Source organism: Neisseria polysaccharea (genome assembly GCF_963392925.1).
GTDB lineage: Bacteria > Pseudomonadota > Gammaproteobacteria > Burkholderiales > Neisseriaceae > Neisseria > Neisseria polysaccharea.
In genome coordinates, this window is sequence record NZ_CAUJNZ010000007.1 from 54,725 (window position 1) to 81,601 (window position 26,877).

The following is a 26,877-nucleotide window of genomic DNA, read 5'->3' on the forward strand; positions in this document are numbered from 1 at the left end:
GACATTTTAATCCGTATCGGGGACGGATGACAATCTGCCCGCCGCCCGCGCTCATTCGGACAACAGGTATGCTTCGGACGTATGGTGCGGTTTCCGTTCTTCTTCGGGCGGCAGCCGCATATAGTCGCCGTAATATTGCGTCAGGTGTTCGTGGTAGCCGTTCATCACTTGAAACTGCCTGCCCTCGAATGTTTTATAGACGACGTTGTCGAAATATTTTTTGGGCATATAGGATTTCCGCCAGCCGCCGTAATCGGACAAAACCAAGCCGATGAAACCGCATTCCCGAATGGGATAGGCGGCTCGAAATTGCTGAAGGTTTTTTGTCATTTTGTCAAACAGGAAACGACTTAAAACGGCAAAAATTTTGTGTTTCAGGCTGCCTTCTTTTGCCCTCAGCCACCTTTTTTTGCAGGAAGAAAAACGCAGCTTGATGCGGCGGTGTCTTTTCATCATACGGAAAATGGTTTTTGGTTCGTCAGGTACGCCGTCATAAATGAAAATGTCGATAAATAAAGGGCTTTTTTTGCCGTATGCGTCGATGAGTTCCGCACGGGGATCGAAGATTTTTGCCATTTCGCCGCTGTGCCGGGCGCGTATGTCTTCGATGGTTTCCAAAAAATAGTGCGGGTGCGCGGTTTTTTGCCAAGCATCGACAAATTTTTGGTATTCGTCGAAGTGCATATAAACGTCGATGTCGTCGTCCCAAGGGATGAAGCCTTGGTGGCGTATCGCGCCGATCAGTGTGCCGCCGCCGAGCGAATAGCGGATGCCGTGCCGTTCGCACAGGGCGTGGAAATCGTCCAAAATGTCGAGGCAGACAAGCTGTTGTTCTCTGAGTGTCAGTTTGTTCATCTAAATTCCTTTCCGGTTGAAACGCCGCCGGCCTCAGCGGCAAACCCGTCGGGCAATACGGCAGGGGCGCGTTTTATGCACCGCCTTGCGCGTCGGGGCATTGCCGCTCTTTAAGGGGGGGCGAGCTGCCGCAAGATGGCGCGGTAGTCTTCTTGGTCATCCATTTCAAATATGTCGCCGCTGCCGAGCAGCTCGGTGCGGATGTCCAGTTTGCCGAGGTGTTCCATCGGGATGTTGTCCCAATAGAGTTTGGGGTTTTCCAAGCGTTCCGCGCCGGCGTATGCCCCGAGCAGGTTTAAGACGGTGCGGCAGTCTTCCGCCGTCCAGTAAGACACGCCCGACAGGCTGGGGCGGGATTGGGAACCGATGTCGATGCGGACGACCCGTCCGATGTCGTCTGAAACGGGCAGCCATTCGTTGTGCGTGCGGGCGCGGACGACGGTGAAATAGGTGCTGTGCCGCGGACGGTTTAAAAAAATATTGCGTCCGAGCACCACGTCGGCATCGATGACGTAGCAGCCGTTGAAAAAATCACGCGCCAGCGAAAAGGAATAGATGCTGTTGTATTCCCGATATTTTTCGTTGTGAATCAAAATACAGCCGTATTTTTCTTGAAGATAATCGAATTGCCGGTGCAAATGGCCAGTCACGACGGCGATATTGCTTATGCCGGCTTCGCGCAGGAAGGACAGCGTCCTTTCGAGGTTGGGTGTGCCGCAGATGTCCAAAAGGGCTTTGTGGACGGTTTGCGTCATTTCTTTAAAGCGGCTGCCCAGCCCCGCCGCCAAAATAATGGCATTCATATTTCACCTTTCCGCCCGCACAGGCTCAATGCCGCGCCGGTTCCCAACAAAACCGCCCACATTATGGCGGACGGCGGAACCGGGTGGCGGTAAACGAAAAACCCCAAAACCATAGCCCAAACAGGGTAAGTGATGTTCAAAGCCATCGCCTTGAGGGGTTTCAACAGATAAATCGCCTGATAATAACAGGCATAAGACAACGCGCCGAAGGCAATGATGCCGATGATGCGCACGTCGTACAAATCGGAGGGGTTTAAAGAAAACCCCCGGGCAGACAGGCAGACAAGGATCAGCAGGTAGCCGCATACCGATCCGCACAGGCGCAAACAATAAACCTGAAGGCCGGAGAGCGTACGCATCGTCCGGGCAGACAAAACAACCTCGAGCGACCAGCCCGAAACGCACACCGCGATACAAACCAACCCCAAGGCGTTCAGTCCGCCCCGTCCGCCCGCATCCGCAGCCAAGCCCGCCGAAGAGAGTACCGCCAGCGCGAAACCGGCACGCGCCGCCGTCCCTGTGCGTTCCTTTAAAAACCAAGCCGACAAAGCCGCCGCCAATACGGGGAACAGGGACGATAAAGGCGCGGCGTAATATACCGTCAGGTAATGGATGCCCAAAAGGTATGCCGACATACCGACCGGCCCGCCGAGCAGCCCCGACAACACGGGCCGCCAAAAAACGCCGCGAAACCCCGGCCGCCCGCCGCTCCCCAAGCCCGCCCACACTGCCGACAAAGAACACAAATCAATCAAAAACAGCAAAAAAACCATCTGTCCGAATGCCGCGCCGCGCGCAAACGGCAAACGGTCAAACAACAGGCCGGAAGCCGCCCAAAATACCGCCGAAGCCGCTCCGAACAGATAGCCGCGCATCACGGCAGCACCTCCGACAGTTCAAACGCCGCCGCCAGCCGCCGTGCCGCATAACCGCCGAAATCTTCGCCCTGTTCCTCTTTAACCTTCGTCCACAAAAACCACAGCACGTTTTGGCAGAACCGGTGGATGTTCAGGCGCGCCGCCGCGTCCCGCGCCGAAATGCCGTCTGAAGCCCCGCCGGCAAAATAGGCTTCCAGCAGGCAGTCTGCCGCTTCAGACGGCATCCGCCCCTCCTCGATAACGGCGGCAAGGTCGAACAAGGGGTCGTTCATACCCGAATACTCCCAATCGATAAAAAACAGCCCCTCCCCCTGCAACAGCATATTTTCCGGTACCAAATCATTGTGGCACGGGCGCAGGGGCAGTTTCCGGCATACGCCTTCCAGCCGCCAAAAAGCATCCGCAAGCCTGTCTATACGCGCGTCCGCCTTCAGGAACAAATCCTTGTCCTGCAATAAGGAAAAATACCGGCGGAATGCGTCAAAGGCATTGAATGTGTTGCGGAAGGCAAAGTTTCCGCCGTGCAGCCGGCGCAGGTTGCCCGCAACCAGGCGCAGGCAGCGTTCGTCTTGCAGTTGCGTTTGATTTAAGGGCGCGGAGTTTTCCAGATAACGCGTCAGCTTCACACCGCTTTGCACATCCAAAACAGGCGTTTCCACATTCAAACCGGCGCGGTACGCCACATCATTGTTGAACGCCTCGTGCCCCCGGTCGATTAAGGCGGCGCGGGCAGAATGAGGCAGGCGCAGGACGAATTTCCCGCCGGGCAGATCCAGCAGGATATTTTGGTTGGTCATCCCCCCGATGGGGGAGAAGGGGACGGCGTGGCGCGTGAGAAAATCAAATACTTCGTCAGGCTTGCGGCAGGTTCGGGCAAAGCCTACAATTTTGTCGATTGATTGATTGATTGATTGGTTGCTTGGCATTTTGGTATCGGCGCGAGGAGTTTGTCTTTGCATATTTTAGCATTGCGGACTGCCCGTGTCAGCGGCTTCCCTATCCGGAAACGTCCAAATCGTTTAAACTTGCACAATCCGGCTGCCGCACCGTTTGGGCGCGCCGCCCGTCTGTCTTACCTGCGGAACGCATATGAAACTTATTTATACCGTCGTCAAAATCATCATCCTGCTGTTCTTCCTGCTGCTTGCCGTCATTAATACGGATGCCGTTACCTTTTCCTACCTGCCGGGGCAGAGTGTCGATTTGCCGCTGATTGTCGTCTTGTTCGGCGCGTTTGTCGTCGGCATCGTGTGCGGAATGTTTGCCCTGTTCGGGCGGCTGCTGTCCTTGCGCGGCGAAAACAGCCGCCTGCGTGCCGAAGTGAAGAAAAGTGCGCGCTTGAGCGGACAGGAATTGACTGCACCGCCGGCACAAAATGCTGCCGAATCTGCCAAACAGCCTTGAGAAAGCCGATATGGACAATGAATTGTGGATTATCCTGCTGCCGATTATCCTTTTGCCCGTTTTCTTCGCGATGGGCTGGTTTGCCGCCCGCGTGGATATGAAGACTGTATTAAAGCAGGCAAAAAGCATACCGTCGGGATTTTATAAAAGTCTGGATGCCTTGGTTGACCGCAACAGTGGACGTGCCGCCAGGGAATTGGCAGAGGTCATCGATCAGCAGCCTCAGTCATACGACCTGAACCTCACCCTAGGCAAGCTTTACCGTCAGCGTGGCGAAAACGACAAAGCCATCAATATGCACCAAACATTGCTTGACTCTCCCGATACAACCGGAGCCAAGCGTGCGCGCGTATTGTTTGAATTGGCGCAAAACTATCAAAGTGCGGGGTTGGTTGACCGTGCCGAACAGATTTTCCTCAGTCTGCAAGACGGTGAAATGGCGCGTGAAGCCAGACAGCACCTGCTCAATATCTACCAGCAGGACAGGGATTGGGAAAAAGCGATTGAAACCGCCCAACTTCTCAGTCACGACGAACAGACATATCAGTTTGAAATCGCACAGTTTTATTGCGAACTTGCACAGGCTTCATTGTTTAAGTCCAATTTTGATGTTGCACGTTTTAATGTCGGTAAAGCCCTTGAGGCCAACAAAAGATGTACCCGTGCCAATATGATTTTAGGCGACATTGAATACAGGCAGGGCAATTTTCCTGCATCGGTTGAAGCGTATGCCGCCATCGAGCAGCAAAATCATGCCTATTTGAGCATGGTCGGAGAGAAACTTTATGACGCTTATGCGGAGCAAGGAAAGCCTGAAGAAGGATTAAATCGCCTGATAGGGTATATGCAGACCTTCCCGGAACTTGATTTGATTAACGTCGTGTACGAGAAATCCTTATTGCTCAGGGGGGAGAAAGAGGCTGCACAAACTGCTATCGAGCTTGTTCGGCGCAAACCGGACTTGAACGGTGTTTACCGCCTGCTCGGTTTAAGAATCAGCGATATGGATCCGACTTGGAAAGCCGATGCCGATATGATGCGTTCGGTTATCGGACGGCAGCTACAGCGAAGCGTGATGTACCGGTGCCGAAACTGCCACTTCAAATCACAAGTCTTTTTCTGGCACTGTCCTGCCTGCAATAAATGGCAGACGTTTACGCCAAACAAAATCGAGGTTTAACCACTACTGAGAGGAACACAAAAATGCGCTTACTCCATACTATGCTCCGCGTGGGCAATCTCGAAAAATCCCTCGATTTCTACCAAAACGTTTTGGGCATGAAATTGCTCCGCCGAAAAGACTATCCTGAAGGCAGATTTACCCTTGCCTTCGTCGGTTACGGCGACGAAACCGACAGCACGGTTTTGGAACTGACGCACAACTGGGATACGGAACGATACGACTTGGGCAACGCCTACGGACACATCGCGATTGAAGTGGACGATGCCTACGAAGCCTGCGAACGTGTGAAGCGGCAGGGCGGAAACGTCGTCCGCGAAGCCGGTCCGATGAAACACGGCACAACTGTGATAGCCTTCGTCGAAGACCCCGACGGATACAAAATCGAGTTCATTCAAAAGAAAAGCGGCGACGATTCGGTTGCCTATCAAACTGCCTGATACCGCCGCCGCCAATGCCGTCTGAAGCCTTTAGGGGGTTCAGACGGCATTTTGTTGCCGGCGGCCTGCTGTTTGAGCCTGTGCCGGTTCAAACTTTATCCGTTACACCGATAAGGCAAAAAAAGATGCCGTCTGAAACGGCATCCTTGATTTGCGAAAGGGCAGTTGGGAATCAAATACCCAATTCCTGCGCCAATGCTTGGGCACGTTTGAGTACGTCGCCTTCCGCTTCTTCCAGCAATTCCTGCACTGTCTCGGCAGCGGCATCGCGGTCGCCGATTTCGAGATACATTTTGGCAAGGTCGTATTTCGCTTCGGACGGTGCGTCAGAACCCACAGATTCCGAAGTGAAACCGGTATCTGCATTATTTGGGATATTTTCTTCCGAGAGGGAGATGCTCCAATCTACCGTTTCCTTCTCGCCGTCTTTCAGGAAGTCGGGCAAAGCGTCTGCCTCAGAGGTGTTGGAATCAGGCGTTTCCAAAGTGATTTCCGCTGCATTTTCCTCAACGGCCGGTGCTTCAGCAGGTTGCAGCAGTGCGGACAAATCGTCAGCAACGGTGTGGAAGTCGGGCGTTTTATCAACGGTTTCCTCTGCTTTTTCCTCAACAGCCGGTGCTTCAAATTTCTCAACGGCAGGTGTTTCAAAAGGTTGCAGCAGCGCGGACAAATCGTCTGCGGTGGCGTTGAAATCAGCTATTTCGGCAACGGTTTCTGCTGCGGTTTCCCCAACGTCAGGCGTTTCAAACGGTTGCAGCAGCGCGGACAAATCATCGGCAACGGTTTCCGTTACATTTTCCTCAACAGCCGGTGCTTCAGCAGGCTGAAGCAATGCGGACAAATCGTCTGCAACGGTATGGAAGTCGGACGTTTCGGCAACGGTTTCCGCCGCTTTTTCCTCAACGACTGGTGCTTCGGTAGGTTGAAGTAATGCGGACAAATCGTCTGCGGTGGCGTTGAAATCGGGCGTTTCGGCAACGGTTTCCGTTACATTTTCCTCAACAGCCGGTGCTTCAGCAGGTTGCAGCAGTGCGGACAAATCGTCTGCGGTGGCGTTGAAATCGGGCGTTTCAGGCGCAGTTTCCGCGACGGCATCGGTTTCGTACACTTTCAGGAAATCGTGCAACTCTTCCGGTGTTTGGACTTCGGCAACTGTTTTTTCCAAGATGGTTTCGGGCGAGGAAGCCTTCAGGAAGCCTGCCAGTCCGGAGGGTGCGGCAGGTTTTGCGGAAGCTGTTTCTTCTGTGCCGATATGGTTGTTTGAGAACAGGTTGTTGTAGAAATCGGTATCGACGGTTTCCGGTTTGTTTTCGGCAGTTTGGGCGACAGATTCCGGTTTGGGCGTGTCGATGACGATTTTGACAGGGTTGTACGGGTTGAAGGTCTCGGGCTCGTACACGCTGTCTGTGGATTCGATTTTGTTCCAATCGGCATCCGCGCGTTTTTGGGTTTCTTCATCCTGCGTAAGTGCGCCGGACAAAATGCCGTTTTGCGCGGCTGCCAGGCTGTCGAAATCCAAGTCGATGCGGTTGGAAGGCGTATCGGTTTCGACATCGAACGTTTGTTTTGCCGATAACTCTTCTTCAGATTCCCCACCTAAGGCAAGTGTGTCGTTTACATCGTTTTTCGGAGCGGGTTCGGGCGTTGCCGGAGTTTCGACTTCGGCAAAGGTGATTTCTATGCCGTCGTCTGCCGCGTCGTCAAGGTCAAGCTCTTCTTCAGGGACGGATTCTTCGGTACGGCGCGCGCGTTTGGATTGGGCAAGGCGCAAAAGCAGCAGCAGGGCAATCAATGCCGCGCCTCCGCCGGCAAGCAGCAAGGTGTACGAACCGTCGAACAGACCGTCAAACAGTCCGCTTTCGGTTTCTTCTTCGGCAGGAACCTGTTCGACAGGTTCGGCAACGGGTTCGGCGGCAACTTCACTGGCTGTTTCCGCAATAGGTTCGGAAACGGCGTTGCCGATTTCGTCGGTCGGCGTGTCGATGGCAGAAGCGGCGGCTTCTTGAGGGGCGGATTCGGCAGCAGTTTCCGATGCGGCAGTATTTGCAGCGGGTACAGGTTCGGGTTGGTGTTCTGTCGCCGAAGCCGGAGTTTCTGACACTGCGGGTTTGGGTTCGGGTCGAACGGCCGGTTTTTCCGCTTTTGCTTCGAGCGCGGCAACTTTTGCTTCAGGTTTTTCAACCGGTTTTTCGACAGGTTTCTCTATCGGTTTCTCTACCGTTGCCTGTTTGGACGGTTCAGATGGCATGGATACGGTTTCGGCTTTGGGTTTCGCCGTTTGCGGTTTGGGTTGTTCCGCTTTGATTTTTTTGGGTGCTGCCGCTTTGATTCTGTTCAGATTCGGAATGTGAAGCACGCTGCCCGCACGCAGTCTGCCGTGTGCGGAAACATTTGGGTTTGCCTTCAGTAGCGCATCGGCAACCTGTTCGAGCGTCAGGTGTTTCGGACGGATGGCGGCGGCAATCTGTTTGAGCGTTTCGCCTTTGCGGACGGTATGGGTTTTGCCGTTATGCGCCGGTTTGACGGCTGCGTTCGCGCTGTCTTTTTTATCGGTTTTGCGGAGGGCTTTGGCGTTTTGATTTTCTTGGGACTCTGCTGTCGGAGCGGTTTTGCGGTGTGTCTTGCCGTCTGAAAGTGCAGATTTGGTTTTGGGCGAGTAGCCGACAGGATCGAGGATGGCGGTGTATTCGCGTACCTGCGCGCCTGCACCGATGCGGAACACCAGGACGGGATCGCGGACTGCCTGCGCGGAAGAAACGGCAATGACGGCTTTGTCGCCCAACTTGTGGACTTTGGCGGTCAGGCCTTTTTCGGAAACGGTAACGCTGCCGCCGCCTAGCAGGGCTTTGGCTTCTTCGCCGGTTACGGTAATGCTGCCGGAAAAGGGTTCGTCAAGGTTGGACTGGATATTCAGCCCGCCCAGTCCCGCATGTGCTTGAAAGGATGCGGCAAGTGCGACGGAGGCGGCAATCAGTTTGATTTGTCTGTTGTTTTTCAAGATGTATCCCCTGTGGGTTGGCGGCTGAATACGGTTTGACCGCGTACAGTCTGTAAATTTCGTCATCAGGCATCGGCAATACGGACGATAGGGTGCGGATAGGCAGAGGTCCCAGCCGAAGCTGTATTTTAAAGCCAATTTTACAAATTATGACATATCTCCATCTTTTTTCAAAAACATCTGTGCATATTTTCATTAATCAAAACAAAATTTGTTGGCTTTGCAGGTGCAAAAATAGGGTTCTGCCTGTATGATTAGCGTTTATTTGATTTGCTTTCTCATTTGGATATGAAATTTGTCAGCGACCTTTTATCCGTCATCCTGTTTTTCGCCACTTATACCGTTACCAAAAACATGATTACCGCAACGGCGGTTGCCTTGGTTGCCGGTGTGGTTCAGGCGACTTTTCTGTATTGGAAATATAAAAAGCTGGATACGATGCAGTGGGTCGGACTGGTGCTGATTGTCGTATTCGGCGGCGCAACCATTGTTTTGGGCGACAGCCGCTTCATCATGTGGAAGCCGACAGTATTGTTCTGGTGCGGGGCCTTATTCCTGCTGGGCAGCCACCTTGCGGGTAAAAACGGTTTAAAGGCGAGTATCGGCAGGGAGATTCAGCTTCCGGATGCCGTATGGGCGAAATTGACTTATATGTGGGTCGGTTTTCTGATTTTTATGGGTATTGCCAACTGGTTTGTGTTTACTAGGTTTGAAGCGCAATGGGTTAACTATAAGATGTTCGGTTCGACTGCGCTGATGCTTGTTTTCTTTATTATTCAGGGTATTTATCTGAGTACCTATCTGAAAAAGGAGGATTGACTGTGGAATATTTTATGTTGCTGGCAACAGACGGGGAGAATGTGCATGAAGCGCGTATGGCGGCACGTCCCGAACACCTCAAACGCTTGGAGGTGCTGAAATCGGAAGGGCGGTTGCTGACCGCAGGTCCGAATCCTTTGCCGGAGGATCCGAACCGCGTTTCGGGTAGTTTGATTGTGGCGCAGTTCGAGTCTTTGGATGCGGCGCAGGCTTGGGCGGAAGACGATCCCTATGTTCACGCCGGCGTGTATAGCGAAGTGCTGATTAAACCGTTTAAAGCGGTGTTCAAATAATGCCGGCCGTCGATTTGATCCGCGAACGCCTGCAGACGCTCGATCCTCTGGTGTTGGAAATCGGCGATGAGAGTCATCTGCACAAAGGACACGCGGGCAATACCGGCGGCGGACATTATGCTGTTTTGGTCGTCAGCGGCCGTTTTGAAGGCGTAAGCCGCCTGAACCGTCAGAAAACGGTCAAATCGCTGCTCAAAGATTTGTTTTCAGACGGCATCATCCACGCGCTCGGCATCCGGGCGGCTGCCCCTGACGAGTATTTCCATACGGCGGACTGAATGAAGTCTGCCCGAACATTTCAATTTAAAATTTAAAGAGAGAAGATTATGAAAGCAAAAATCCTGACTTCCGTTGCACTGCTTGCCTGTTCAGGCAGCCTGTTTGCCCAAACACTGGCAACCGTCAACGGTCAAAAAATCGACAGTTCCGTCATCGATGCGCAGGTTGCCGCATTCCGTGCGGAAAACAGCCGTGCCGAAGACACGCCGCAACTGCGCCAATCCCTGCTGGAAAACGAAGTGGTCAACACCGTGGTCGCGCAGGAAGTCAAACGCCTGAAACTCGACCAGTCGGCAGAGTTTAAAGACACGTTGGCCAAATTGCGTGCCGAGGCGAAGAAGTCGGGCGATGATAAAAAACCGTCTTTTAAAACCGTCTGGTCAGCAGTGGAATATGAATTGAACGGCAGGGCATACGCGCTGCATATCGCCAAAACCCAACCGGTTTCCGAGCAGGAAGTAAAAGCCGTTTACGACAATATCAGCGGTTTTTATAAAGGTACGCAGGAAGTCCAGTTAGGCGAAATCCTGACCGACAAGGAAGAAAATGCGAAAAAAGCCGTTGCCGATCTGAAGGCGAAAAAAGGTTTTGATGCCGTTTTGAAACAATATTCCCTCAACGACCGCACCAAACAGACCGGCGCGCCGGACGGATATGTGCCGCTGAAAGATTTGGAACAGGGTGTTCCGCCGCTTTATCAAGCAATTAAGGACTTGAAAAAAGGCGAATTTACGGCAACGCCGCTGAAAAACGGCGATTTCTACGGCGTTTATTATGTCAACGACCGCCGCGAGGTGAAAGTGCCTTCTTTTGACGAAATGAAAGGACAGATTGCCGGCGATTTGCAGGCGGAACAAATCGACCGTGCCGTCGGCGCGCTGTTGGGCAAGGCAGACATCAAACCTGCAAAATAATCTGAAAACGGGATACGGCGGCAAGACGTTCAGACAAGCGTTTTGCCGCCGCACAGGACAGGGAATACCATGAAACAGAAAAAAACCGCTGCCGCAGTTATTGCTGCAATATTGGCAGGTTTTGCGGCAGCCAAAGCACCCGAAATCGACCCGGCTTTGGTGGATACGCTGGTGGCGCAGATTATGCAGCAGGCAGACCGACATACGGAGCAGACCCAAAAACCGGACGGACAGGCTGTCCGAAACGATGCCGTCCGCCGGCTGCAAACTTTGGAAGTTTTGAAAAACAGGGCGTTGAAGGAAGGTTTGGATAAAGATAAGGATGTCCAAAACCGCTTTAAAATCGCCGAAGCGTCTTTTTATGCCGAGGAGTACGTCCGTTTTCTGGAGCGTTCGGAAACGGTTTCCGAAGACGAGCTGCACAAGTTTTACGAACAGCAAATCCGTATGATCAAATTGCAGCAGGTCAGCTTTGCAACCGAAGGGGAGGCACGTCAGGCGCAGCAGCTCCTGCTCAAAGGGCTGTCTTTTGAGGGGCTGATGAAGCGTTATCCGAACGACGAACAGGCGTTCGATGATTTCATTATGGCGCAGCAGCTTCCTGAGCCGCTGTCTTCCCGATTGGCCGACATGAATCGGGGCGACGTTACCCGCAATCCGGTCAAATTGGGCGAACGCTATTATCTGTTCAAACTCAGCGAGGTCGGGAAAAACCCCGACGCGCAACCTTTCGAGTTGGTCAGAAACCAATTGGAGCAGGGTTTGAAACAAGAAAAAGTCCGCTTGAAAATCGATGCTCTTTTGGAAGAAAACGGTGTCAAACCGTAATGGCATTTCCGATACCGATGCCGTCTGAATCCTTTTCAGACGGCATTATCCGCTTTTAGACAAGGAGGACGGCTTATGCGTGCGGTGATACAGAAAACGACGGGCGCGAAGGTAGATGTCGTGTCTGAAAACGGCACGGAAACCTGCGGCAAAATCGACGGCGGATTCGTCGTGCTGCTCGGTGTAACGCATAGCGACACAGAAAAAGACGCACGCTATATCGCCGACAAAATCGCCCATTTACGCGTGTTTGAAGACGAAGCGGGCAAGTTGAACCTGTCTTTGAAAGATGTCGGCGGCGCGGTGCTGTTGGTGTCGCAGTTTACGCTTTATGCCGATGCGGCAAGCGGGCGGCGGCCTTCGTTTTCCCAAGCCGCACCTGCAGAACAGGCGCAGCAGCTTTACCTGCGAACGGCGGAACTGTTGCGCGGACACGGAATTCATGTCGAAACAGGGCGTTTCCGCACGCATATGCAGGTGTCGCTCTGCAACGACGGGCCGGTAACCATATTGCTGGACTCTTTCATGACGCGGATTTCCCCAAAAATGAAGGTTGTTCCGGATTGAAATTGAATCCGCAATGATGAAATATCGACAATGAACGACAATACACACACCCTTCCCCCGCGCCGCCTTTCCGTCGCCCCGATGCTCGACTGGACGGACAGGCACTACCGTTATATGGCGCGCCAGATTACCCGCAATACTTGGCTGTATAGCGAAATGGTCAACGCCGGCGCGATTGTTTACGGCGACAAAGACCGCTTTTTGATGTTTAACGAAGGCGAGCAGCCCGTCGCCCTGCAACTGGGCGGCAGCGACCCGTCCGATTTGGCGAAAGCCGCCAAAGCTGCCGAAGAATACGGTTACAACGAGGTCAACCTCAACTGCGGCTGCCCCAGTCCGCGCGTGCAGAAAGGCGCGTTCGGCGCGTGCCTGATGAACGAAGTCGGGTTGGTTGCCGACTGCCTTAACGCCATGCAGGACGCGGTCGGCATCCCCGTTACCGTCAAACACCGCATCGGCGTGGACAGGCAGACCGAATATCAAACCGTTGCCGATTTCGTCGGCACGCTGCGCGACAAAACCGCCTGCAAAACCTTTATCGTCCACGCCCGCAACGCCTGGCTGGACGGTCTTTCCCCCAAAGAAAACCGCGACGTTCCGCCCTTGAAATACGATTATGTTTACCGCCTGAAGCAGGAGTTTCCCGAGCTGGAAATCATCATCAACGGCGGCATTACCACCAACGAAGCAATCGCCGGACACCTGCAACACGTTGACGGCGTAATGGTCGGGCGCGAGGCGTACCACAATCCGATGGTGATGCGCGAATGGGACAGGCTGTTTTACGGCGATACCCGCAGCCCGATTGAATACGCCGATTTGGTGCAGCGTCTCTACACATACAGTCAAGCCCAAATCCAAGCCGGACGCGGCACAATCCTGCGCCACATCGTCCGTCACAGCCTCGGGCTGATGCACGGTCTGAAAAACGCCCGCACTTGGCGGCGTATGCTTTCCGACGCGGCGTTGTTGAAAGGCAACGACGGCGGCCTGATTCTCGAAGCGTGGAAAGAAGTCGAACGGGCAAATACGCGCGAATAGGGCGGGGCTGTATGTGTGAAATGCCGTCTGAAGGCTTCAGACGGCATTTGTGCGTTTGTCGGGCGGTGTTCAGGGGGCGGTAACGGCGTGTTTCGGCACTTTGTCCATATCCCAGTGTGCCACAGCCCAGTCGAGCAGTTCGGCAGGGCGGTCGGTTTCCGGCGCATCGGGCAGCTTGAGGTAACGGAACACTTGGCGGAGGAGTTGTTCGCGGCGGTTTAAATCCAATGCGGGGGCGAGCGTCTGCTTCGACCATTTCTGCCCTTGCGCGTTGGTCAGCAGCGGCAGGTGGGCATATTGCGGTGTCGGAACGCCCAAACACTGCTGCAAATAGATTTGGCGCGGCGTGGAAACGAGCAGGTCTTGCCCGCGGACGATGTGGGTAACGCCCTGTTCGGCATCGTCGGCAACGACGGCGAGCTGGTATGCCCAGTAACCGTCTGCACGAAGCAGGACGAAATCGCCGATGTCGCGGGCGAGGTTTTGGGCGTAACCGCCGACGATGCCGTCTGAAAAGCCGATGTCGCGGTCGGGGACGCGGATGCGCCACGCCGGCTGTTTGCCTTGCAGTGCAGGGCGTTGTTGCGGATTGCGGCAACGTCCGTTATAGACGAATCCGTCTGCGCCGTGGACTGCCGCAGCCTGCCAGTCTTTGCGGCTGCAATGGCAGGGATAGACCAGTCCGGCGGTTTTCAGACGGCATAGGGTTTCTTCATACAGGGCGTAACGGCGGCTCTGATAGGCGACTTCTCCGTCCCACTCGAATCCGAATGCCTCAAGCGTGTGCAGGATATGGCTTGCCGCCCCCGGCATTTCGCGCGGCGGATCGAGGTCTTCCATGCGGACCAGCCATTTGCCGCCGTTTGAGCGTGCATCGGCATAGGAAGCGACGGCGGTCAGCAGCGAGCCGATGTGGAGCAGCCCGGTCGGGCTGGGGGCGAAACGTCCTGTGTACATATCCGGTACAGCCCCTTTATTTAAGACTATGAATCAAAGCCATTATCTCATCTTTATTCAGTTCCATCCCGGGCTCTTCAAGCAAGGTTAAATCATATAGGGCATTATATTGCTCTTCGGTAGCCGAATCATCCATAAGGCCGGACGAGAAAAAATCGAAGGCTCTATCTGCAATTCTCTCACTTACTTGCATTTCTACTAACCAGTTTCGTCAATTCTGTATATTTTGAAAAGTTTATGGAAAAATAAAACAGCGAAAAAGTTTTGGTTTCGCTGTTTTTGATTTAATTAGCACTGATAATCTTCAAATTCCCACGAAAAAAAACGAAGTAAATAAGTCAATGACTTTTCCCAAGTTTCTTTTGAACATTCTTTAAGAATTTTCTCAATTTCCGATTTAATAACAGAATGATTAAATTCATTCATAATCATCATACCCGCTCCCCATTTAACCCTTTGATTTTGGAAACAATTATGCAAAATCCATTTAGGAGAGCATATGCGAACAGAAAATATATCTGCAGCATCACTATCATCAGTTCCTATGTCTAAATCAATTCCCACACAAAAATTGTCTTTGATTTCGGGAACGAAATCTTCAAAGGCACAATCGTAAAGATTGATGGCTTTCAATTCTAGGTTAATCATTTTATATTCAATAGTATGGGGAGATACCGGATCCTTAAAAATCAGATCTGAATAAATTTCATTGGGTGAAATGATTTCGAGTGCTTTTGCCATGATTCTATTTCCTTTTGTGTTGGTGGGTAATGTCGTGCATTAACTTCTTGTTGATTAATATTTTTAGGGTGAATCCTTGATATGCCGCACTGTGTCCGGTCAAACGGGCGATGCCGTCTGAAAGCCTTTCAGACGGCATCGGGGATGAAAAGTTTAAACCAACGGTGCGAGCAGTTTTTCAAACGCTTCTTCAAATTGTTTCAAACCATCTTCCTGCAAACGCGCCGCCAAGGTTTCGACATCGATGCCGAGCGCGGCAATTTCGGCGAGCCGCGCCCGTGCTTCTTCCGCGCCTTCGGTCAGCGTGGCTTTGGCTGTGCCGTGGTCGATAAAGGCTTTGAGGGTGGCATCGGGAACGGTGTTGACGGTGTGCGCGCCGATCAGGCTGTCAACGTAGAGCGTGTCGGGATAGGCCGGGTTTTTCACGCCGGTAGATGCCCATAAAAGCTGCACGCGGTTTGCGCCTTGGGCTTCCAGTGCGGCAAATTCGGGGGCGGTGAAATATTGTTCCCAATCTTGATAGGCGGCTTTGGCAAGGGCGATGGCGATTTTGCCTTTGAGGTGGTCGGGCAGTGTTGTGTCCAGCGCGCCGTCCACACGGGAGATGAAGAAGCTGGCGACGACGTGGATATGGGCAACGCTTTGTCTGGCTGCCAAGCGTTTGGCAATGCCGCGCGCGTAGGCGGCGTAGGCTTTGAGGGTTTGGGCGCGTGAGAACAGCAGGGTCAGGTTCACGCTGATGCCGTCTGAAACGAGGGTTTCGAGCGCATCGATGCCTGCGTCGGTGGCAGGAATTTTAATCATGGCGTTTTTACGCGCGATGGCGGCATGGAGGCGGCGGGCTTCCTTTACCGTGCCTTGAGCGTCTTTGGCAAGTTCGGGAGAAACTTCGAGGCTGACGAAACCGGTTTTACCGCCGGTGGATTCGTGTTCGGCAAGGCAAACGTCGCAGGCGGCACGCACATCGGCAACCGCCATAGTTTCGTAGCGTTGTTTGGGGCTGAGGTTTTGCTGCTTGAGGGCGGCGATTTCATCGGCGTAAAGCGCGTCGCCGGCGAAGGCTTTTTGGAAGATGGCGGGATTGGAAGTTACGCCGCACACGCCTTGTTTCAGCATTTGCGCCAATTCACCGCTTTGTACGAGCGAACGGGAAAGGTTGTCCAGCCAGATTTGTTGTCCTAATGCTTTAACGTCCGATAAAATAGTCATTTCTGATTCCTTTGGATGGATGGGCGGGGTTTGAAGGCTTATGCTACCCCGATTCGGAAATTTTGGGTAGTTTTGTTACAGCAAAGGCGGATGGCAATGGCAGAAAACGGAAAATATCTCGACTGGGCACGCGAAGTGTTGCACGCCGAAGCGGAAGGCTTGCGCGAAATTGCAGCGGAATTGGACAAAAACTTCGTCCTTGCGGCAGACGCGTTGTTGCACTGCAAGGGCAGGGTCGTCATCACGGGCATGGGCAAGTCGGGACACGTCGGGCGCAAAATAGCGGCGACCATGGCTTCAACCGGCACACCCGCGTTTTTCGTCCACCCTGCGGAAGCGGCGCACGGCGACTTGGGGATGATTGTGGACAACGACGTAGTCGTCGCCATTTCCAATTCCGGCGAAAGCGACGAAATCGCCGCCATCATCCCCGCGCTCAAACGCAAAAACATCACGCTTGTCTGCATCACCGCCCGCCCCGGTTCGACGATGGCGCGTTATGCCGACATCCACATCACTGCATCGGTTTCTCAAGAAGCCTGCCCGCTGGGGCTTGCCCCGACCAGCAGCACCACCGCTGTGATGGCTTTGGGCGACGCGTTGGCGGTCGTCCTGCTGCGCGCACGCGCGTTCACGCCCGACGATTTCGCCTTGAGCCATCCTGCCGGCAGCCTCGGCAAACGCCTGCTTTTACGCGTTGCCGACATTATGCACAAAGGCGGCGGCCTACCTGCCGTCCGACTCGGCACGCCCTTGAAAGAAGCCATCGTCAGCATGAGCGAGAAAGGTTTGGGCATGTTGGCGGTAACGGACGGGCAATGCCGTCTGAAAGGCGTATTCACCGACGGCGATTTGCGCCGCCTGTTTCAAGAATGCGACAATTTTACCGGTCTTTCGATAGACGAAGTCATGCATACGCAGCCCAAAACCATCTCCGCCGAACGCCTCGCCACCGAAGCCCTGAAAGTCATGCAGGCAAACCATGTGAACGGGCTTCTGGTTACCGATGCAGACGGCGTGCTGACAGGTGCGCTGAATATGCACGACCTGTTGGCGGCACGGATTGTATAAGGCGTTGCAGCCGTTTCAGACGGCATTTGTGGTAAGATGTGCCGTCTGAAAACAAGGAAATCCCATGCAGGCAATTTCTCCCGAATTACAGGCGCGCGCCGCCAAAATCAAACTGCTGATCCTGGATGTGGACGGTGTTTTGACCGATGGGCGCATCTTTATCCGCGATAACGGCGAAGAAATCAAATCGTTTCACACACTGGATGGACACGGTCTGAAAATGCTTCAGGCAAGTGGCGTGCAGACTGCGATTATCACAGGTCGGGACGCGCCCTCCGTCGGCATCCGCGTCAAACAGTTGGGCATAAATTACTACTTCAAAGGCATTTCGGACAAACGCGCCGCGTATGAAGAGCTGCGCGTGCAGGCAGGCGTGGAAGAAGCCGAGTGCGCCTTTGTCGGCGACGACGTGGTCGATTTGCCGGTGATGGTGCGCTGCGGATTGCCGGTTGCCGTGCCCGATGCGCATTGGTTTACGCTGCAACACGCCGCCTATATTGCCAAACGCCCCGGCGGTGCGGGCGCGGTGCGCGAAGTGTGCGACCTGATTATGCGCGCGAAAGGTACGCTGGGCGCGGCTTTGAACGAGTACATCAAATGAAAGTAAGATGGCGGTACGGAATCGCATTCCCATTGATATTGGCGGTTGCCTTGGGCGGTCTGTCGGCATGGTTGGGTCGTATCAGCGAAGTCGAAATCGAGGAAGTCAGGCTCAATCCCAACGAACCCCAATACACAATGGACGGCTTGGACGGCAGGCGGTTTGACGAACAGGGATACTTGAAAGAACATTTGAGCGCGAAAGGTGCGAAACAGTTTCCCGAAAGCAGCGACATCCATTTTGATTCGCCGCATCTCGTGTTCTTCCAAGAAGGCAGGTTGTTGTACGAAGTTGGCAGCGATGAAGCCGTTTACCATACCGAAAACAAACAGGTTCTTTTTAAAAACAACGTTGTGCTGACCAAAACTGCCGACGGCAAACGGCAGGCGGGTAAAGTTGAAACCGAAAAGCTGCACGTTGATACCGAATCTCAATATGCCCAAACCGATACGCCTGTCAGCTTTCAATACGGCGCGTCGCACGGGCAGGCGGGCGGCATGACTTACGACCACAAAACAGGCCTGTTGAATTTCTCATCTAAAGTGAAAGCCACGATTTATGATACAAAAAATATGTAAAATTTTTGTTTTAATAGCATTTTTTTCGGCATCTCCCGCTTTTGCCCTTCAGAGCGACAGCAGGCAGCCTATTCAGATTGAGGCCGACCAAGGTTCACTCGATCAAGCCAACCAAAGCACCACATTCAGCGGCAATGTCGTCATCAGGCAAGGTACGCTCAATATTTCCGCCGCCCGCGTCAACGTAACGCGTAATGACAAAGGCGAACAGTTTATGAAGGCCGACGGCTCGCCCGTACGCTTCAGCCAAACGTTGGACGGGGGCAAAGGGACGGTGCGCGGTCAGGCAAACAACGTTGCTTATTCGTCTGCAGGCAGCACCGTAGTCTTAACCGGTAATGCCAAAGTACAGCGCGGCGGCGATGTCGCCGAAGGCGCGGTGATTACCTACAACACCAAAACCGAAGTCTATACCATCAGCGGCAGCACAAAATCTGGCGCAAAATCCGCTTCCAAATCCGGCAGGGTCAGCGTCATCATCCAGCCTTCGAGTACGCAAAAATCCGAATAATCCCAAAATGCCGTCTGAAACATAAACCCGGTTCGGACGGCATATGCCGACCGAAGATATTGAAGAGATATTTATGAGCGCAAACGTCAGCCGCCTTGTTGTTCAAAACCTACAAAAAAGTTTTAAAAAACGCCAAGTCGTTAAAAGTTTCTCCCTCGAAATCGAAAGCGGTGAAGTCGTCGGCCTGCTCGGGCCCAACGGCGCGGGTAAAACCACCAGCTTCTACATGATAGTCGGACTCATTGCCGCCGATGCGGGCAGCGTGATGCTGGACGGGCAGGAATTGCGCCACCTACCTATACACGAACGCGCCCGCCTGGGTGTCGGCTACCTGCCGCAGGAAGCCTCGATTTTCCGCAAAATGACCGTCGAACAAAACATCCGCGCCATTTTAGAAATCAGTACCAAAGACAAAAGCCGCATTGACGGCGAAGTCGAAAAACTGCTTGCCGACCTGAATATCGAGCGTTTGCGCAATAATCCTGCCCCATCTTTGTCGGGCGGCGAACGCCGACGCGTCGAAATCGCCCGCGTACTCGCCATGAAACCGCATTTTATTTTGTTGGACGAGCCTTTTGCCGGCGTCGATCCTATCGCTGTCATCGACATCCAGAAAATCATCGGATTTCTCAAGTCGCGCGGTATCGGCGTATTGATTACCGACCACAATGTACGCGAAACCCTCAGCATCTGCGATCGGGCCTACATTATTTCAGACGGCACGGTGTTGGCATCGGGAAAACCTGATGATTTGGTCGGAAACGAACAGGTTCGTTCTGTTTATCTGGGTGAGAACTTCAAATATTGAAGCGTTTTGCCGTCTGAAAAGCAGAACATCGCCGAACAAACGGCAAAAAACCGATTTGCACTATTTTTCTGTGAAATTAATTTAAACTTAAAACATCGACTTAGTCGGTTGGGTAAAAAATATCGACAAATCCGCTTGCGTGTCGTCCCGAAGTTTGGTTTAATACGCATCTCTTAACGAGACAGACAAAGGCCAGATAGCTCAGTTGGTAGAGCAACGGATTGAAAATCCGTGTGTCGGCGGTTCGATTCCGCCTCTGGCCACCAAAAAACCGCTGATAAGCGGTTATTTTTTTGCCTGCCGTTTTTGGGAAGTTGTCCGTGTCGGACACGTTTTGTGTCTGACCATTATGTAGAAGGACAAAAGCGATAATGACCGCCCCGTTGCGTTTTGGAGAAGAGGGTAGGGTAAAGGCAGAAAGCATATGCCGTCTGAATGATATTTCAGACGGCATTTTATATTGCGGCGGCACTCAGTCCGTGTCGTCTTCAGGCAATTCTGCCGAACCCATGCGTTTGAGCACGATATTGGTTTTGTTGCGCAGCCGTTTGCTTTTCGGATGGTCGGCGTAGTAGAGCGGGGCGGGGACGCGGGCAGTCAGTTTCGCCGCCTGCTGTTTGGTCAGGTCTGCGGCCGGTTTTTTATAAAAATATCGGGACGCGGCTTCCGCGCCAAACACCCCGTAGTGCCACTCGATTGAATTCAGATACAGTTCGAAAATCCTGTCTTTGTCGGTAACAGCTTCCATCATCGCGGTAATCGCCGCTTCTTCGCCTTTGCGGATATAGCTGCGGCTTTCGTTTAAAAACAGGTTTTTGGCAAGCTGCTGGCTGATGGTCGATCCGCCCGCCTTCACTTCGCCGCTGTTCCGGTTGCGCCTGATGGCGTTTTGAATGCCGCCCCAATCGAAGCCGCCGTGTCCGGCAAAATGGGCATCTTCGGAAGCAATCAGGGCTTTTTTCAGGTTGGTGGAAATGCGGTCGTAGGGAACCCAGCGGTAATCCAGGGCGACATTGCGTCCTTCTTGTTCAAATTGCTTCATCCGCATCGACATAAAGGCGGTTTGATGCGGCGCGACGGCGCGGTAGGTGATGATGTTGCCGTACACATAGGCATTGAAAAAGATAAAGATGCCGATGGGCAGGGCAATCAGCCATTTGATGATGCGGAACATGGTTACAGGGCTTTCATGTATTCGATGACGGGGCGGATATCAGGCGTAAACCCGCGCCAAATATGGTAGGAGGCGGCAGCCTGACCGACCAGCATGCCCAGGCCGTCTGAAACTTCGGCAGCACCGTTGCTTTGGGCAAAGTTTAAAAACGTCTGCGCTGCGTCGCCGTAAACCATATCGTAGGCAAGGCGGCAGCTGCGGAAAATTTCAGGATTGACGGCAGGAAGCTGACCACTCAAGCCGCCGGACGTGCCGTTGATGATGATATCGAAACCGCCGTTCAAATCTGCCATCGGGACGGCTTCAATGCCGAAAAGCCGCGCCAATTCCTCGGCTTTGGCGTGGGTACGGTTGGCAATGACGATACGGGCAGGGCGGTGTTCTTTCAATACCGGAATCACGCCGCGCACCGCGCCGCCCGCGCCCAAAAGCAAAATGGTTTTGCCCTCAATGGCAATGTTTTTGACCTGCGTGATGTCGTTGACCAAACCGATACCGTCGGTGTTGTCGCCACGCAGCTTGCCGTTTTTCAACAGAATCAGCGTATTGACCGCACCTGCTGCCAAAGCGCGGTCGGAATGCTCGTCCGCCAGCGCAAAAGCTTCTTGTTTGAACGGCACGGTTACGTTTGCACCGCAGCCGCCTGTTTCAAAAAATGTCGAAACCGCCTGTGCAAAACCGTCGATGTCGGCGCAAATGCGTCCGTATTCGATGTCAACGCCTTCCTGAAGGGTAAATTGCTGATGAATCTGCGGCGACTTGCTGTGTGCGACGGGATTGCCGAAAACGGCGTAGCGGGGGAGGGCGGTCATGGTCGTGTTCCAAAAGACGGGAAGGCTATTTTATAACGGCGGCGTACAGATGGAAACGATGCCGTCTGAAACGGTTGTCAGGCGGTACGGTTTTTCCCTGTATAAGCTGGGGAGAAATCCGGACATGATATGCAATTTTATCCATATTGTTGACAATCTTGCCGTCTGAAACTATATTTTTCAGCTTGAAATTTGACGCAGGGCGAGTTTCAGACGGCATGGACGTGGTAGAATCGTGCCGACTTTGCGTCAAGCCGCCGCGTTCCGCATATTTTGCTATTTCCCTTTTCCAGGAGCTGAAAAATGTCTATTAAAAACGTCGTAAAATTGATTGAAGAAAGCGAAGCCCGCTTTGTCGATTTGCGCTTTACCGATACCAAAGGCAAGCAGCACCACTTTACCGTGCCTGCACGCATCGTGTTGGAAGACCCCGAAGAGTGGTTTGAAAACGGTCAGGCGTTTGACGGTTCGTCTATCGGCGGCTGGAAAGGCATTCAGGCTTCCGATATGCAGCTGCGTCCCGATGCATCTACAGCCTTCGTCGATCCTTTCTACGACGATACCACCGTTGTCTTTACCTGCGACGTCATCGATCCTGCCGACGGTCAAGGCTACGACCGCGACCCGCGCTCTATCGCCCGCCGCGCCGAAGCCTATTTGAAATCTTCCGGTATCGGCGACACCGCCTACTTCGGTCCTGAGCCTGAATTCTTCGTTTTTGACGGCGTAGAATTTGAAACCGACATGCACAAAACCCGTTACGAAATCACTTCCGAAAGCGGCGCATGGTCAAGTGGCCTGCATTTAGACGGTCAAAACACCGGCCACCGCCCGGCCGTCAAAGGCGGTTATGCACCAGTTGCGCCGATTGATTGCGGCCAAGACCTGCGTTCTGCCATGGTCAATATTTTGGAAGAACTTGGCATCGAAGTGGAAGTGCACCACAGTGAAGTCGGTACCGGCAGCCAAATGGAAATCGGCACGCGTTTTGCCACTTTGGTTAAACGCGCTGACCAAACCCAAGACATGAAATACGTGATTCAAAACGTTGCCCACAACTTCGGCAAAACCGCCACTTTCATGCCCAAACCCATCATGGGCGACAACGGCAGCGGCATGCACGTCCACCAATCCATCTGGAAAGACGGTCAAAACCTGTTTTCAGGCGACGGCTATGCCGGTTTGTCCGATACCGCTCTTTATTACATCGGCGGCATCATCAAACACGCCAAAGCCCTGAACGCGATTACCAATCCGTCCACCAACTCCTACAAACGCCTTGTGCCGCACTTTGAAGCGCCGACCAAACTGGCATATTCCGCCAAAAACCGTTCCGCTTCCATCCGTATTCCGTCTGTGAACAGCAGCAAGGCGCGCCGTATCGAAGCGCGTTTCCCCGATCCGACCGCCAACCCATACTTGGCATTTGCCGCTTTGTTGATGGCCGGTTTGGACGGTATTCAAAACAAAATCCATCCGGGCGACCCAGCCGATAAAAACCTGTACGACCTGCCGCCGGAAGAAGATGCATTGGTGCCGACCGTCTGCGCTTCTTTGGAAGAAGCTCTCGCCGCCCTCAAAGCCGACCACGAATTCCTCCTGCGCGGCGGCGTGTTCAGCAAAGACTGGATCGACAGCTACATCGCCTTCAAAGAGGAAGATGTCCGCCGTATCCGTATGGCACCGCATCCGCTGGAATTTGAAATGTATTACAGCCTGTAAACTCTCAGGTTTCAGTAGAAATGCCGTCTGAACAAAGTTTCAGACGGCATTTTGCATTTGAACGGCAAAACGGCGGAGCAGGGGCGGTGTTTTTCAGCGGTTGGGCGATATTTGCTACAATAGGCTTTTATTTCTTGGCTGTTTGAACCATGACTGTATCGAAATCAGGTTTTATCGGGCAAATCTTTTCCCGAAATATGCTTGTCTGTATTTTTACGGGGTTTACCTCGGGGCTGCCGCTGTACTTTCTGATTAACCTGATTCCGGCATGGTTGCGCAGCGAGCAGGTGGATTTGAAGAGCATCGGGCTGATGGCGTTAATCGGTCTGCCGTTTACTTGGAAATTTTTGTGGTCGCCGCTGATGGATGCGGTCAGGGTTCCCATTTTGGGGCGGCGGCGCGGGTGGATGCTGCTGACGCAGGCAGGGTTGCTGGCGGCTTTGGCGGCATATGCCTTTTTAAACCCCCGGAATCATTTGCCGCTGATTGCCGGCTTGTCGGTGCTTGTCGCGTTTTTTGCCGCCAGTCAGGACATTGTGTTGGATGCGTTCAGGCGCGAGATTTTGTCGGACGAAGAATTGGGTTTGGGCAACTCGGTTCATGTGAACGCCTACCGGATTGCCGCTTTGGTTCCAGGTTCATTGAGTTTGGTGCTGGCAGACAGAATGCCGTGGCTGGAAGTATTTGTTATCACTTCATTATTTATGCTGCCCGGCCTTCTGATGACGCTGTTTCTCGCGCGCGAACCCGTGTTGCCGCCTGCCGTTCCTAAAACGTTGAAGCAGACCGTGGTAGAGCCGTTTAAAGAATTTTTTACGCGCAAGGGCATCGCTTCGGCGGTGTGCGTGCTGCTGTTTATCTTCCTTTACAAACTCGGCGACAGTATGGCAACCGCGTTGGCAACGCCGTTTTATCTGGATATGGGTTTCAGCAAGACCGACATCGGTTTGATTGCGAAAAATGCAGGACTGTGGCCGGCAGTGGCGGCAGGTATCTTGGGCGGCGTGTGGATGCTGAAAATCGGCGTAAACAAAGCCTTGTGGATATTCGGCGCGGTGCAGGCTGTAACCGTTTTGGGGTTTGTATGGCTGGCAGGGTTCGGACATTTCGACACGGTCGGCACAGGCGAGAGGCTGATGCTGGCGGCGGTTATTGGCGCGGAAGCGGTCGGCGTGGGGTTGGGGACGGCGGCGTTCGTATCGTATATGGCGCGCGAGACCAATCCCGCATTTACCGCAACGCAGCTTGCGCTGTTTACCAGCCTGTCCGCTGTTCCCCGTACGGTCATCAATTCCTTTGCCGGTTATCTGATCGAATGGCTCGGTTATGTGCCGTTTTTCCAGCTGTGTTTCATACTTGCCCTGCCGGGTATGCTGCTGTTGCTGAAAGTTGCGCCTTGGAACGGGGAAAAAACTCAGGATGCAGGCAGATGAACGCGTCAAACTGGAGCGTTTACCTGATATTGTGTGAAAACAGCGCGTTCTATTGCGGCATCAGCACGAATCCGCAACAGCGGCTTGCCGCCCACACAACCGGTAAAGGCGCGAAATATACCCGCGTATTCAAACCGGTAGCGATGCGTATCGTTGCAGGCGGGATGGATAAAGGCACTGCGCTCAAACAAGAAATCGCCGTCAAAAAACTGACCGCCGCACAAAAACGGAAATTGTGGGAACAGGCAGAAAAAATGCCGTCTGAAACCTGACGGTTCAGGTTCGGACGGCATGGTTACAGCAGTTGGCAACAATCAGGACAAAGCAGGGCAGGCGACGCTGTCGTTTTTGATAAAGACAATAGGTTTGTAACGGCAATGAAGATAAGTGGAAAACAGCGCGAGCATTATTTGAATACGGATTATCTGCAATGAAAAGAACGGTTTTTTCCAAGATGGCGCAAGATTTCTTCGACGGGAAAACGGATGCCGAAACGTTTTACAACCGGTTTATGGACGATTGGATTGCCAACAGTAGCAAGCCGGATGACGTGCGTGTGCCTGTTCCCTATATCGAACAGTCTTTGAGTTTGGCTGTCGACAGTTATTGTCCTGTGGAGTTTCGGGATGATATGCAGCCGTATGATTATGATGAAGAGCAGTTGAAGCGGGTTGTCGGTATTTATCTGCAAACCGATGATGTGGATGAGGCTTATCGGATGATGAGGAGGCAGGGTTTGATTTGATGGCTTGATACCGTCTGAACTTGGTTTCAGACGGCATTTTTATTGCCCTTTGTTTGGAAAAACGGGGCGTTTTGCGGCGGATACCGCTTTTTTTACGGAGTTTTGAAAAAGGAAAACCGATGTTTCAACACACAGGACGGCACATAAAGCGTCGCCCTATGAAAGTGAAGGCATATATCAGTATTTTTTATACGCCAACAGAAAAGAATACGATGAACTGTTTGTTGGATTTGTATTGATTAATCAGTATATTTTTTATGCCGAGGTATTTTTCCTTATCGGTATCCCTTCTTTTATGAGGATGCCTGCCGCTCATATAAAGAACGGGGAAGACCCGATGGGAAAATATGGTACAGCCCTCGATATCGCACAATATGTCAACTTAAAGAGTTAGTATCTACCATGAATATATTCTTTAACTAATTTCTAAGCTTGAAATTATGAGACCATATGCTACTACTATTTATCAACTTTTTATTTTGTTTATTGGGAGTGTTTTTACTATGACCTCATGTGAACCTGTTAATGAACAAACCAGTTTCAACAATCCCGAGCCAATGACAGGATTTGAACATACGGTTACATTTGATTTTCAGGGCACCAAAATGGTTATCCCCTATGGCTATCTTGCACGGTATACGCAAAACAATGCCACAAAATGGCTTTCCGACACGCCAGGGCAGGATGCTTACTCCATTAATTTGATAGAGATTAGTGTCTATTACAAAAAAACCGACCAAGGCTGGGTTCTTGAGCCATACAACCAGCAGAACAAAGCGCACTTTATCCAATTTCTACGCGATGGTTTGGATAGCGTGGACGATATTGTTATCCGAAAAGATGCGTGTAGTTTAAGCACGACTATGGGAGAAAGATTGCTTACTTACGGGGTTAAAAAAATGCCATCTGCCTATCCTGAATATGAAGCTTATGAAGATAAAAGACATATTCCTGAAAATCCATATTTTCATGAATTTTACTATATTAAAAAAGGAGAAAATCCGGCGATTATTACTCATTGGAATAATCGAGTAAACCAGGCTGAAGAAGATAATTATAGCACTAGCGTAGGTTCCTGTATTAACGGTTTCACGGTACGGTATTACCCGTTTATTCGGGAAAAGCAGCAGCTCACACAGCAGGAGTTGGTAGGTTATCACCAACAAGTAGAGCAATTGGTACAGAGTTTCGTAAACAATTCAAGTAAAAAATAATT

32 protein-coding genes, 1 tRNA gene and 1 pseudogene are annotated in these 26,877 nt (G+C 52.5%); 22 read left to right on the forward strand and 12 right to left on the reverse strand.

Going from position 1 to position 26,877, the window contains the following annotated elements:
• Positions 1-51: 51 nt before the first annotated feature.
• The 4 genes from RDY34_RS05805 to RDY34_RS05820 all read right to left on the reverse strand — a co-directional run bounded on the left by RDY34_RS05805 (position 52) and on the right by RDY34_RS05820 (position 3,495).
• Positions 52-855, reverse strand: a complete 804-nt coding sequence (locus RDY34_RS05805; protein ID WP_308074606.1) for a LicD family protein — start codon at positions 853-855, stop codon at positions 52-54.
• 110 nt (positions 856-965) lie between these two features.
• The gene (locus tag RDY34_RS05810; protein WP_308074605.1) at positions 966-1,658 is read right to left on the reverse strand and encodes an NTP transferase domain-containing protein; all 693 of its coding nucleotides are present in this window, start codon (positions 1,656-1,658) and stop codon (positions 966-968) included.
• Positions 1,655-2,533 carry a DMT family transporter gene (locus RDY34_RS05815; protein ID WP_304677632.1) on the reverse strand — a complete coding sequence of 293 codons (879 nt, stop codon included), beginning with the start codon at positions 2,531-2,533 and terminating at the stop codon, positions 1,655-1,657. Before RDY34_RS05815 ends, RDY34_RS05810 begins: the two co-directional genes overlap by 4 nt.
• Positions 2,533-3,495, reverse strand: a complete 963-nt coding sequence (locus tag RDY34_RS05820) for a phosphotransferase (protein WP_308074604.1) — start codon at positions 3,493-3,495, stop codon at positions 2,533-2,535. The genes RDY34_RS05815 and RDY34_RS05820 overlap by 1 nt, the downstream gene beginning before the upstream one ends.
• A 130-nt stretch (positions 3,496-3,625) precedes the next feature.
• Between RDY34_RS05820 and RDY34_RS05825 the strand changes: the two genes are divergently transcribed.
• Genes RDY34_RS05825 through gloA form a run of 3 tightly spaced genes read left to right on the forward strand, consistent with a single transcriptional unit; the run spans position 3,626 to position 5,560 of the window.
• The gene (locus RDY34_RS05825; protein WP_003682072.1) at positions 3,626-3,940 is read left to right on the forward strand and encodes a LapA family protein; all 315 of its coding nucleotides are present in this window, start codon (positions 3,626-3,628) and stop codon (positions 3,938-3,940) included.
• A gap of 10 nt (positions 3,941-3,950) precedes the next feature.
• Complete coding sequence (lapB, locus tag RDY34_RS05830; RefSeq protein WP_308074613.1) at positions 3,951-5,120, forward strand: lipopolysaccharide assembly protein LapB; 1,170 nt, start codon at positions 3,951-3,953, stop codon at positions 5,118-5,120.
• Between the two features lie 23 nt (positions 5,121-5,143).
• The gene (gloA, locus tag RDY34_RS05835) at positions 5,144-5,560 is read left to right on the forward strand and encodes a lactoylglutathione lyase (protein ID WP_002241072.1); all 417 of its coding nucleotides are present in this window, start codon (positions 5,144-5,146) and stop codon (positions 5,558-5,560) included.
• A 172-nt stretch (positions 5,561-5,732) separates the two neighbouring features.
• Here gloA and tspA read toward each other — a convergent pair whose 3' ends face one another.
• Positions 5,733-8,558, reverse strand: coding sequence for a FimV/HubP family polar landmark-like protein TspA (tspA, locus tag RDY34_RS05840; RefSeq protein ID WP_308074603.1), 2,826 nt, complete (start codon positions 8,556-8,558; stop codon positions 5,733-5,735).
• Between the two features lie 288 nt (positions 8,559-8,846).
• Here tspA and RDY34_RS05845 point away from each other — a divergent pair, with 288 nt between their 5' ends.
• The 7 genes from RDY34_RS05845 (at position 8,847) to dusA (ending at position 13,299) form a co-directional block, all read left to right on the forward strand.
• Positions 8,847-9,377 (forward strand): septation protein A, encoded by a 531-nt coding sequence (locus RDY34_RS05845; protein WP_118802056.1) that lies wholly within the window; start codon positions 8,847-8,849, stop codon positions 9,375-9,377.
• Between the two features lie 2 nt (positions 9,378-9,379).
• On the forward strand, positions 9,380-9,670 hold the full coding sequence (locus tag RDY34_RS05850) for a YciI family protein (protein ID WP_192879973.1): 291 nt from the start codon (positions 9,380-9,382) through the stop codon (positions 9,668-9,670).
• The gene (locus tag RDY34_RS05855; RefSeq protein WP_002212349.1) at positions 9,670-9,948 is read left to right on the forward strand and encodes a BolA family protein; all 279 of its coding nucleotides are present in this window, start codon (positions 9,670-9,672) and stop codon (positions 9,946-9,948) included. The genes RDY34_RS05850 and RDY34_RS05855 overlap by 1 nt, the downstream gene beginning before the upstream one ends.
• 48 nt (positions 9,949-9,996) lie before the next feature.
• Positions 9,997-10,863: a peptidyl-prolyl cis-trans isomerase gene (locus RDY34_RS05860; RefSeq protein ID WP_250314380.1), complete on the forward strand. Its 867-nt coding sequence runs from the start codon at positions 9,997-9,999 to the stop codon at positions 10,861-10,863.
• 69 nt (positions 10,864-10,932) lie between these two features.
• Positions 10,933-11,691, forward strand: a complete 759-nt coding sequence (locus RDY34_RS05865; RefSeq protein ID WP_308184485.1) for a peptidylprolyl isomerase — start codon at positions 10,933-10,935, stop codon at positions 11,689-11,691.
• 75 nt (positions 11,692-11,766) lie between these two features.
• Positions 11,767-12,258 carry a D-aminoacyl-tRNA deacylase gene (gene dtd, locus RDY34_RS05870; protein ID WP_096109251.1) on the forward strand — a complete coding sequence of 164 codons (492 nt, stop codon included), beginning with the start codon at positions 11,767-11,769 and terminating at the stop codon, positions 12,256-12,258.
• Positions 12,259-12,288: 30 nt separating this feature from the next.
• Positions 12,289-13,299 (forward strand): tRNA dihydrouridine(20/20a) synthase DusA, encoded by a 1,011-nt coding sequence (gene dusA / locus RDY34_RS05875; protein ID WP_308184486.1) that lies wholly within the window; start codon positions 12,289-12,291, stop codon positions 13,297-13,299.
• Between the two features lie 69 nt (positions 13,300-13,368).
• Here the strand turns inward: dusA and gluQRS are convergent, their stop codons facing one another.
• The 5 genes and pseudogenes from gluQRS to tal all read right to left on the reverse strand — a co-directional run bounded on the left by gluQRS (position 13,369) and on the right by tal (position 16,206).
• Positions 13,369-14,256 (reverse strand): tRNA glutamyl-Q(34) synthetase GluQRS, encoded by an 888-nt coding sequence (gluQRS, locus tag RDY34_RS05880; RefSeq protein WP_308184487.1) that lies wholly within the window; start codon positions 14,254-14,256, stop codon positions 13,369-13,371.
• A gap of 16 nt (positions 14,257-14,272) precedes the next feature.
• Positions 14,273-14,480 (reverse strand): annotated as a pseudogene (locus RDY34_RS05885) (hypothetical protein); the annotation flags it as partial.
• Between the two features lie 64 nt (positions 14,481-14,544).
• The gene (locus RDY34_RS05890; RefSeq protein ID WP_002221979.1) at positions 14,545-14,904 is read right to left on the reverse strand and encodes an immunity 8 family protein; all 360 of its coding nucleotides are present in this window, start codon (positions 14,902-14,904) and stop codon (positions 14,545-14,547) included.
• A 97-nt stretch (positions 14,905-15,001) separates the two neighbouring features.
• Positions 15,002-15,136: a hypothetical protein gene (locus RDY34_RS05895; RefSeq protein WP_257391924.1), complete on the reverse strand. Its 135-nt coding sequence runs from the start codon at positions 15,134-15,136 to the stop codon at positions 15,002-15,004.
• Positions 15,137-15,150: 14 nt separating this feature from the next.
• On the reverse strand, positions 15,151-16,206 hold the full coding sequence (gene tal / locus RDY34_RS05900; protein WP_308184488.1) for a transaldolase: 1,056 nt from the start codon (positions 16,204-16,206) through the stop codon (positions 15,151-15,153).
• Positions 16,207-16,302: 96 nt separating this feature from the next.
• Here tal and RDY34_RS05905 point away from each other — a divergent pair, with 96 nt between their 5' ends.
• From RDY34_RS05905 to RDY34_RS05930, 6 genes are all read left to right on the forward strand, one after another.
• A complete protein-coding gene (locus RDY34_RS05905; protein ID WP_025456634.1) occupies positions 16,303-17,277 on the forward strand; it encodes a KpsF/GutQ family sugar-phosphate isomerase in 975 nt (324 codons plus the stop codon).
• Positions 17,278-17,341: 64 nt separating this feature from the next.
• Positions 17,342-17,878 carry a KdsC family phosphatase gene (locus tag RDY34_RS05910; protein ID WP_003676541.1) on the forward strand — a complete coding sequence of 179 codons (537 nt, stop codon included), beginning with the start codon at positions 17,342-17,344 and terminating at the stop codon, positions 17,876-17,878.
• Complete coding sequence (gene lptC, locus RDY34_RS05915; protein ID WP_003750290.1) at positions 17,875-18,456, forward strand: LPS export ABC transporter periplasmic protein LptC; 582 nt, start codon at positions 17,875-17,877, stop codon at positions 18,454-18,456. The genes RDY34_RS05910 and lptC overlap by 4 nt, the downstream gene beginning before the upstream one ends.
• A complete protein-coding gene (lptA, locus tag RDY34_RS05920) occupies positions 18,437-18,967 on the forward strand; it encodes a lipopolysaccharide transport periplasmic protein LptA (protein ID WP_003750289.1) in 531 nt (176 codons plus the stop codon). Before lptC ends, lptA begins: the two co-directional genes overlap by 20 nt.
• Before the next feature lie 73 nt (positions 18,968-19,040).
• Entirely contained in the window at positions 19,041-19,775 is a 735-nt protein-coding gene (lptB, locus tag RDY34_RS05925; protein WP_002261126.1) for an LPS export ABC transporter ATP-binding protein, read from the forward strand.
• 190 nt (positions 19,776-19,965) lie between these two features.
• Positions 19,966-20,041 (forward strand) — tRNA-Phe (locus RDY34_RS05930).
• 206 nt (positions 20,042-20,247) lie between these two features.
• Here the strand turns inward: RDY34_RS05930 and mtgA are convergent.
• Positions 20,248-20,949, reverse strand: coding sequence for a monofunctional biosynthetic peptidoglycan transglycosylase (gene mtgA, locus RDY34_RS05935; RefSeq protein WP_308075178.1), 702 nt, complete (start codon positions 20,947-20,949; stop codon positions 20,248-20,250).
• Positions 20,950-20,951: 2 nt separating this feature from the next.
• Positions 20,952-21,761, reverse strand: coding sequence for a shikimate dehydrogenase (gene aroE / locus RDY34_RS05940; protein ID WP_003751536.1), 810 nt, complete (start codon positions 21,759-21,761; stop codon positions 20,952-20,954).
• Between the two features lie 303 nt (positions 21,762-22,064).
• Here aroE and glnA point away from each other — a divergent pair, with 303 nt between their 5' ends.
• From glnA to RDY34_RS05970, 6 genes are all read left to right on the forward strand, one after another.
• Entirely contained in the window at positions 22,065-23,483 is a 1,419-nt protein-coding gene (gene glnA, locus RDY34_RS05945; protein ID WP_308184489.1) for a type I glutamate--ammonia ligase, read from the forward strand.
• A gap of 20 nt (positions 23,484-23,503) precedes the next feature.
• The gene (locus RDY34_RS05950) at positions 23,504-23,629 is read left to right on the forward strand and encodes a hypothetical protein (protein WP_003751531.1); all 126 of its coding nucleotides are present in this window, start codon (positions 23,504-23,506) and stop codon (positions 23,627-23,629) included.
• A 3-nt stretch (positions 23,630-23,632) separates the two neighbouring features.
• A complete protein-coding gene (locus RDY34_RS05955) occupies positions 23,633-24,916 on the forward strand; it encodes an MFS transporter (RefSeq protein WP_308073255.1) in 1,284 nt (427 codons plus the stop codon).
• Positions 24,913-25,188 carry a GIY-YIG nuclease family protein gene (locus RDY34_RS05960; protein ID WP_308073257.1) on the forward strand — a complete coding sequence of 92 codons (276 nt, stop codon included), beginning with the start codon at positions 24,913-24,915 and terminating at the stop codon, positions 25,186-25,188. The genes RDY34_RS05955 and RDY34_RS05960 overlap by 4 nt, the downstream gene beginning before the upstream one ends.
• A gap of 158 nt (positions 25,189-25,346) precedes the next feature.
• Positions 25,347-25,661 carry a colicin immunity domain-containing protein gene (locus RDY34_RS05965; RefSeq protein ID WP_096109205.1) on the forward strand — a complete coding sequence of 105 codons (315 nt, stop codon included), beginning with the start codon at positions 25,347-25,349 and terminating at the stop codon, positions 25,659-25,661.
• A 440-nt stretch (positions 25,662-26,101) separates the two neighbouring features.
• On the forward strand, positions 26,102-26,875 hold the full coding sequence (locus RDY34_RS05970; RefSeq protein ID WP_308073259.1) for an RTX iron-regulated FrpC family protein: 774 nt from the start codon (positions 26,102-26,104) through the stop codon (positions 26,873-26,875).
• Positions 26,876-26,877 lie beyond the last annotated feature (2 nt).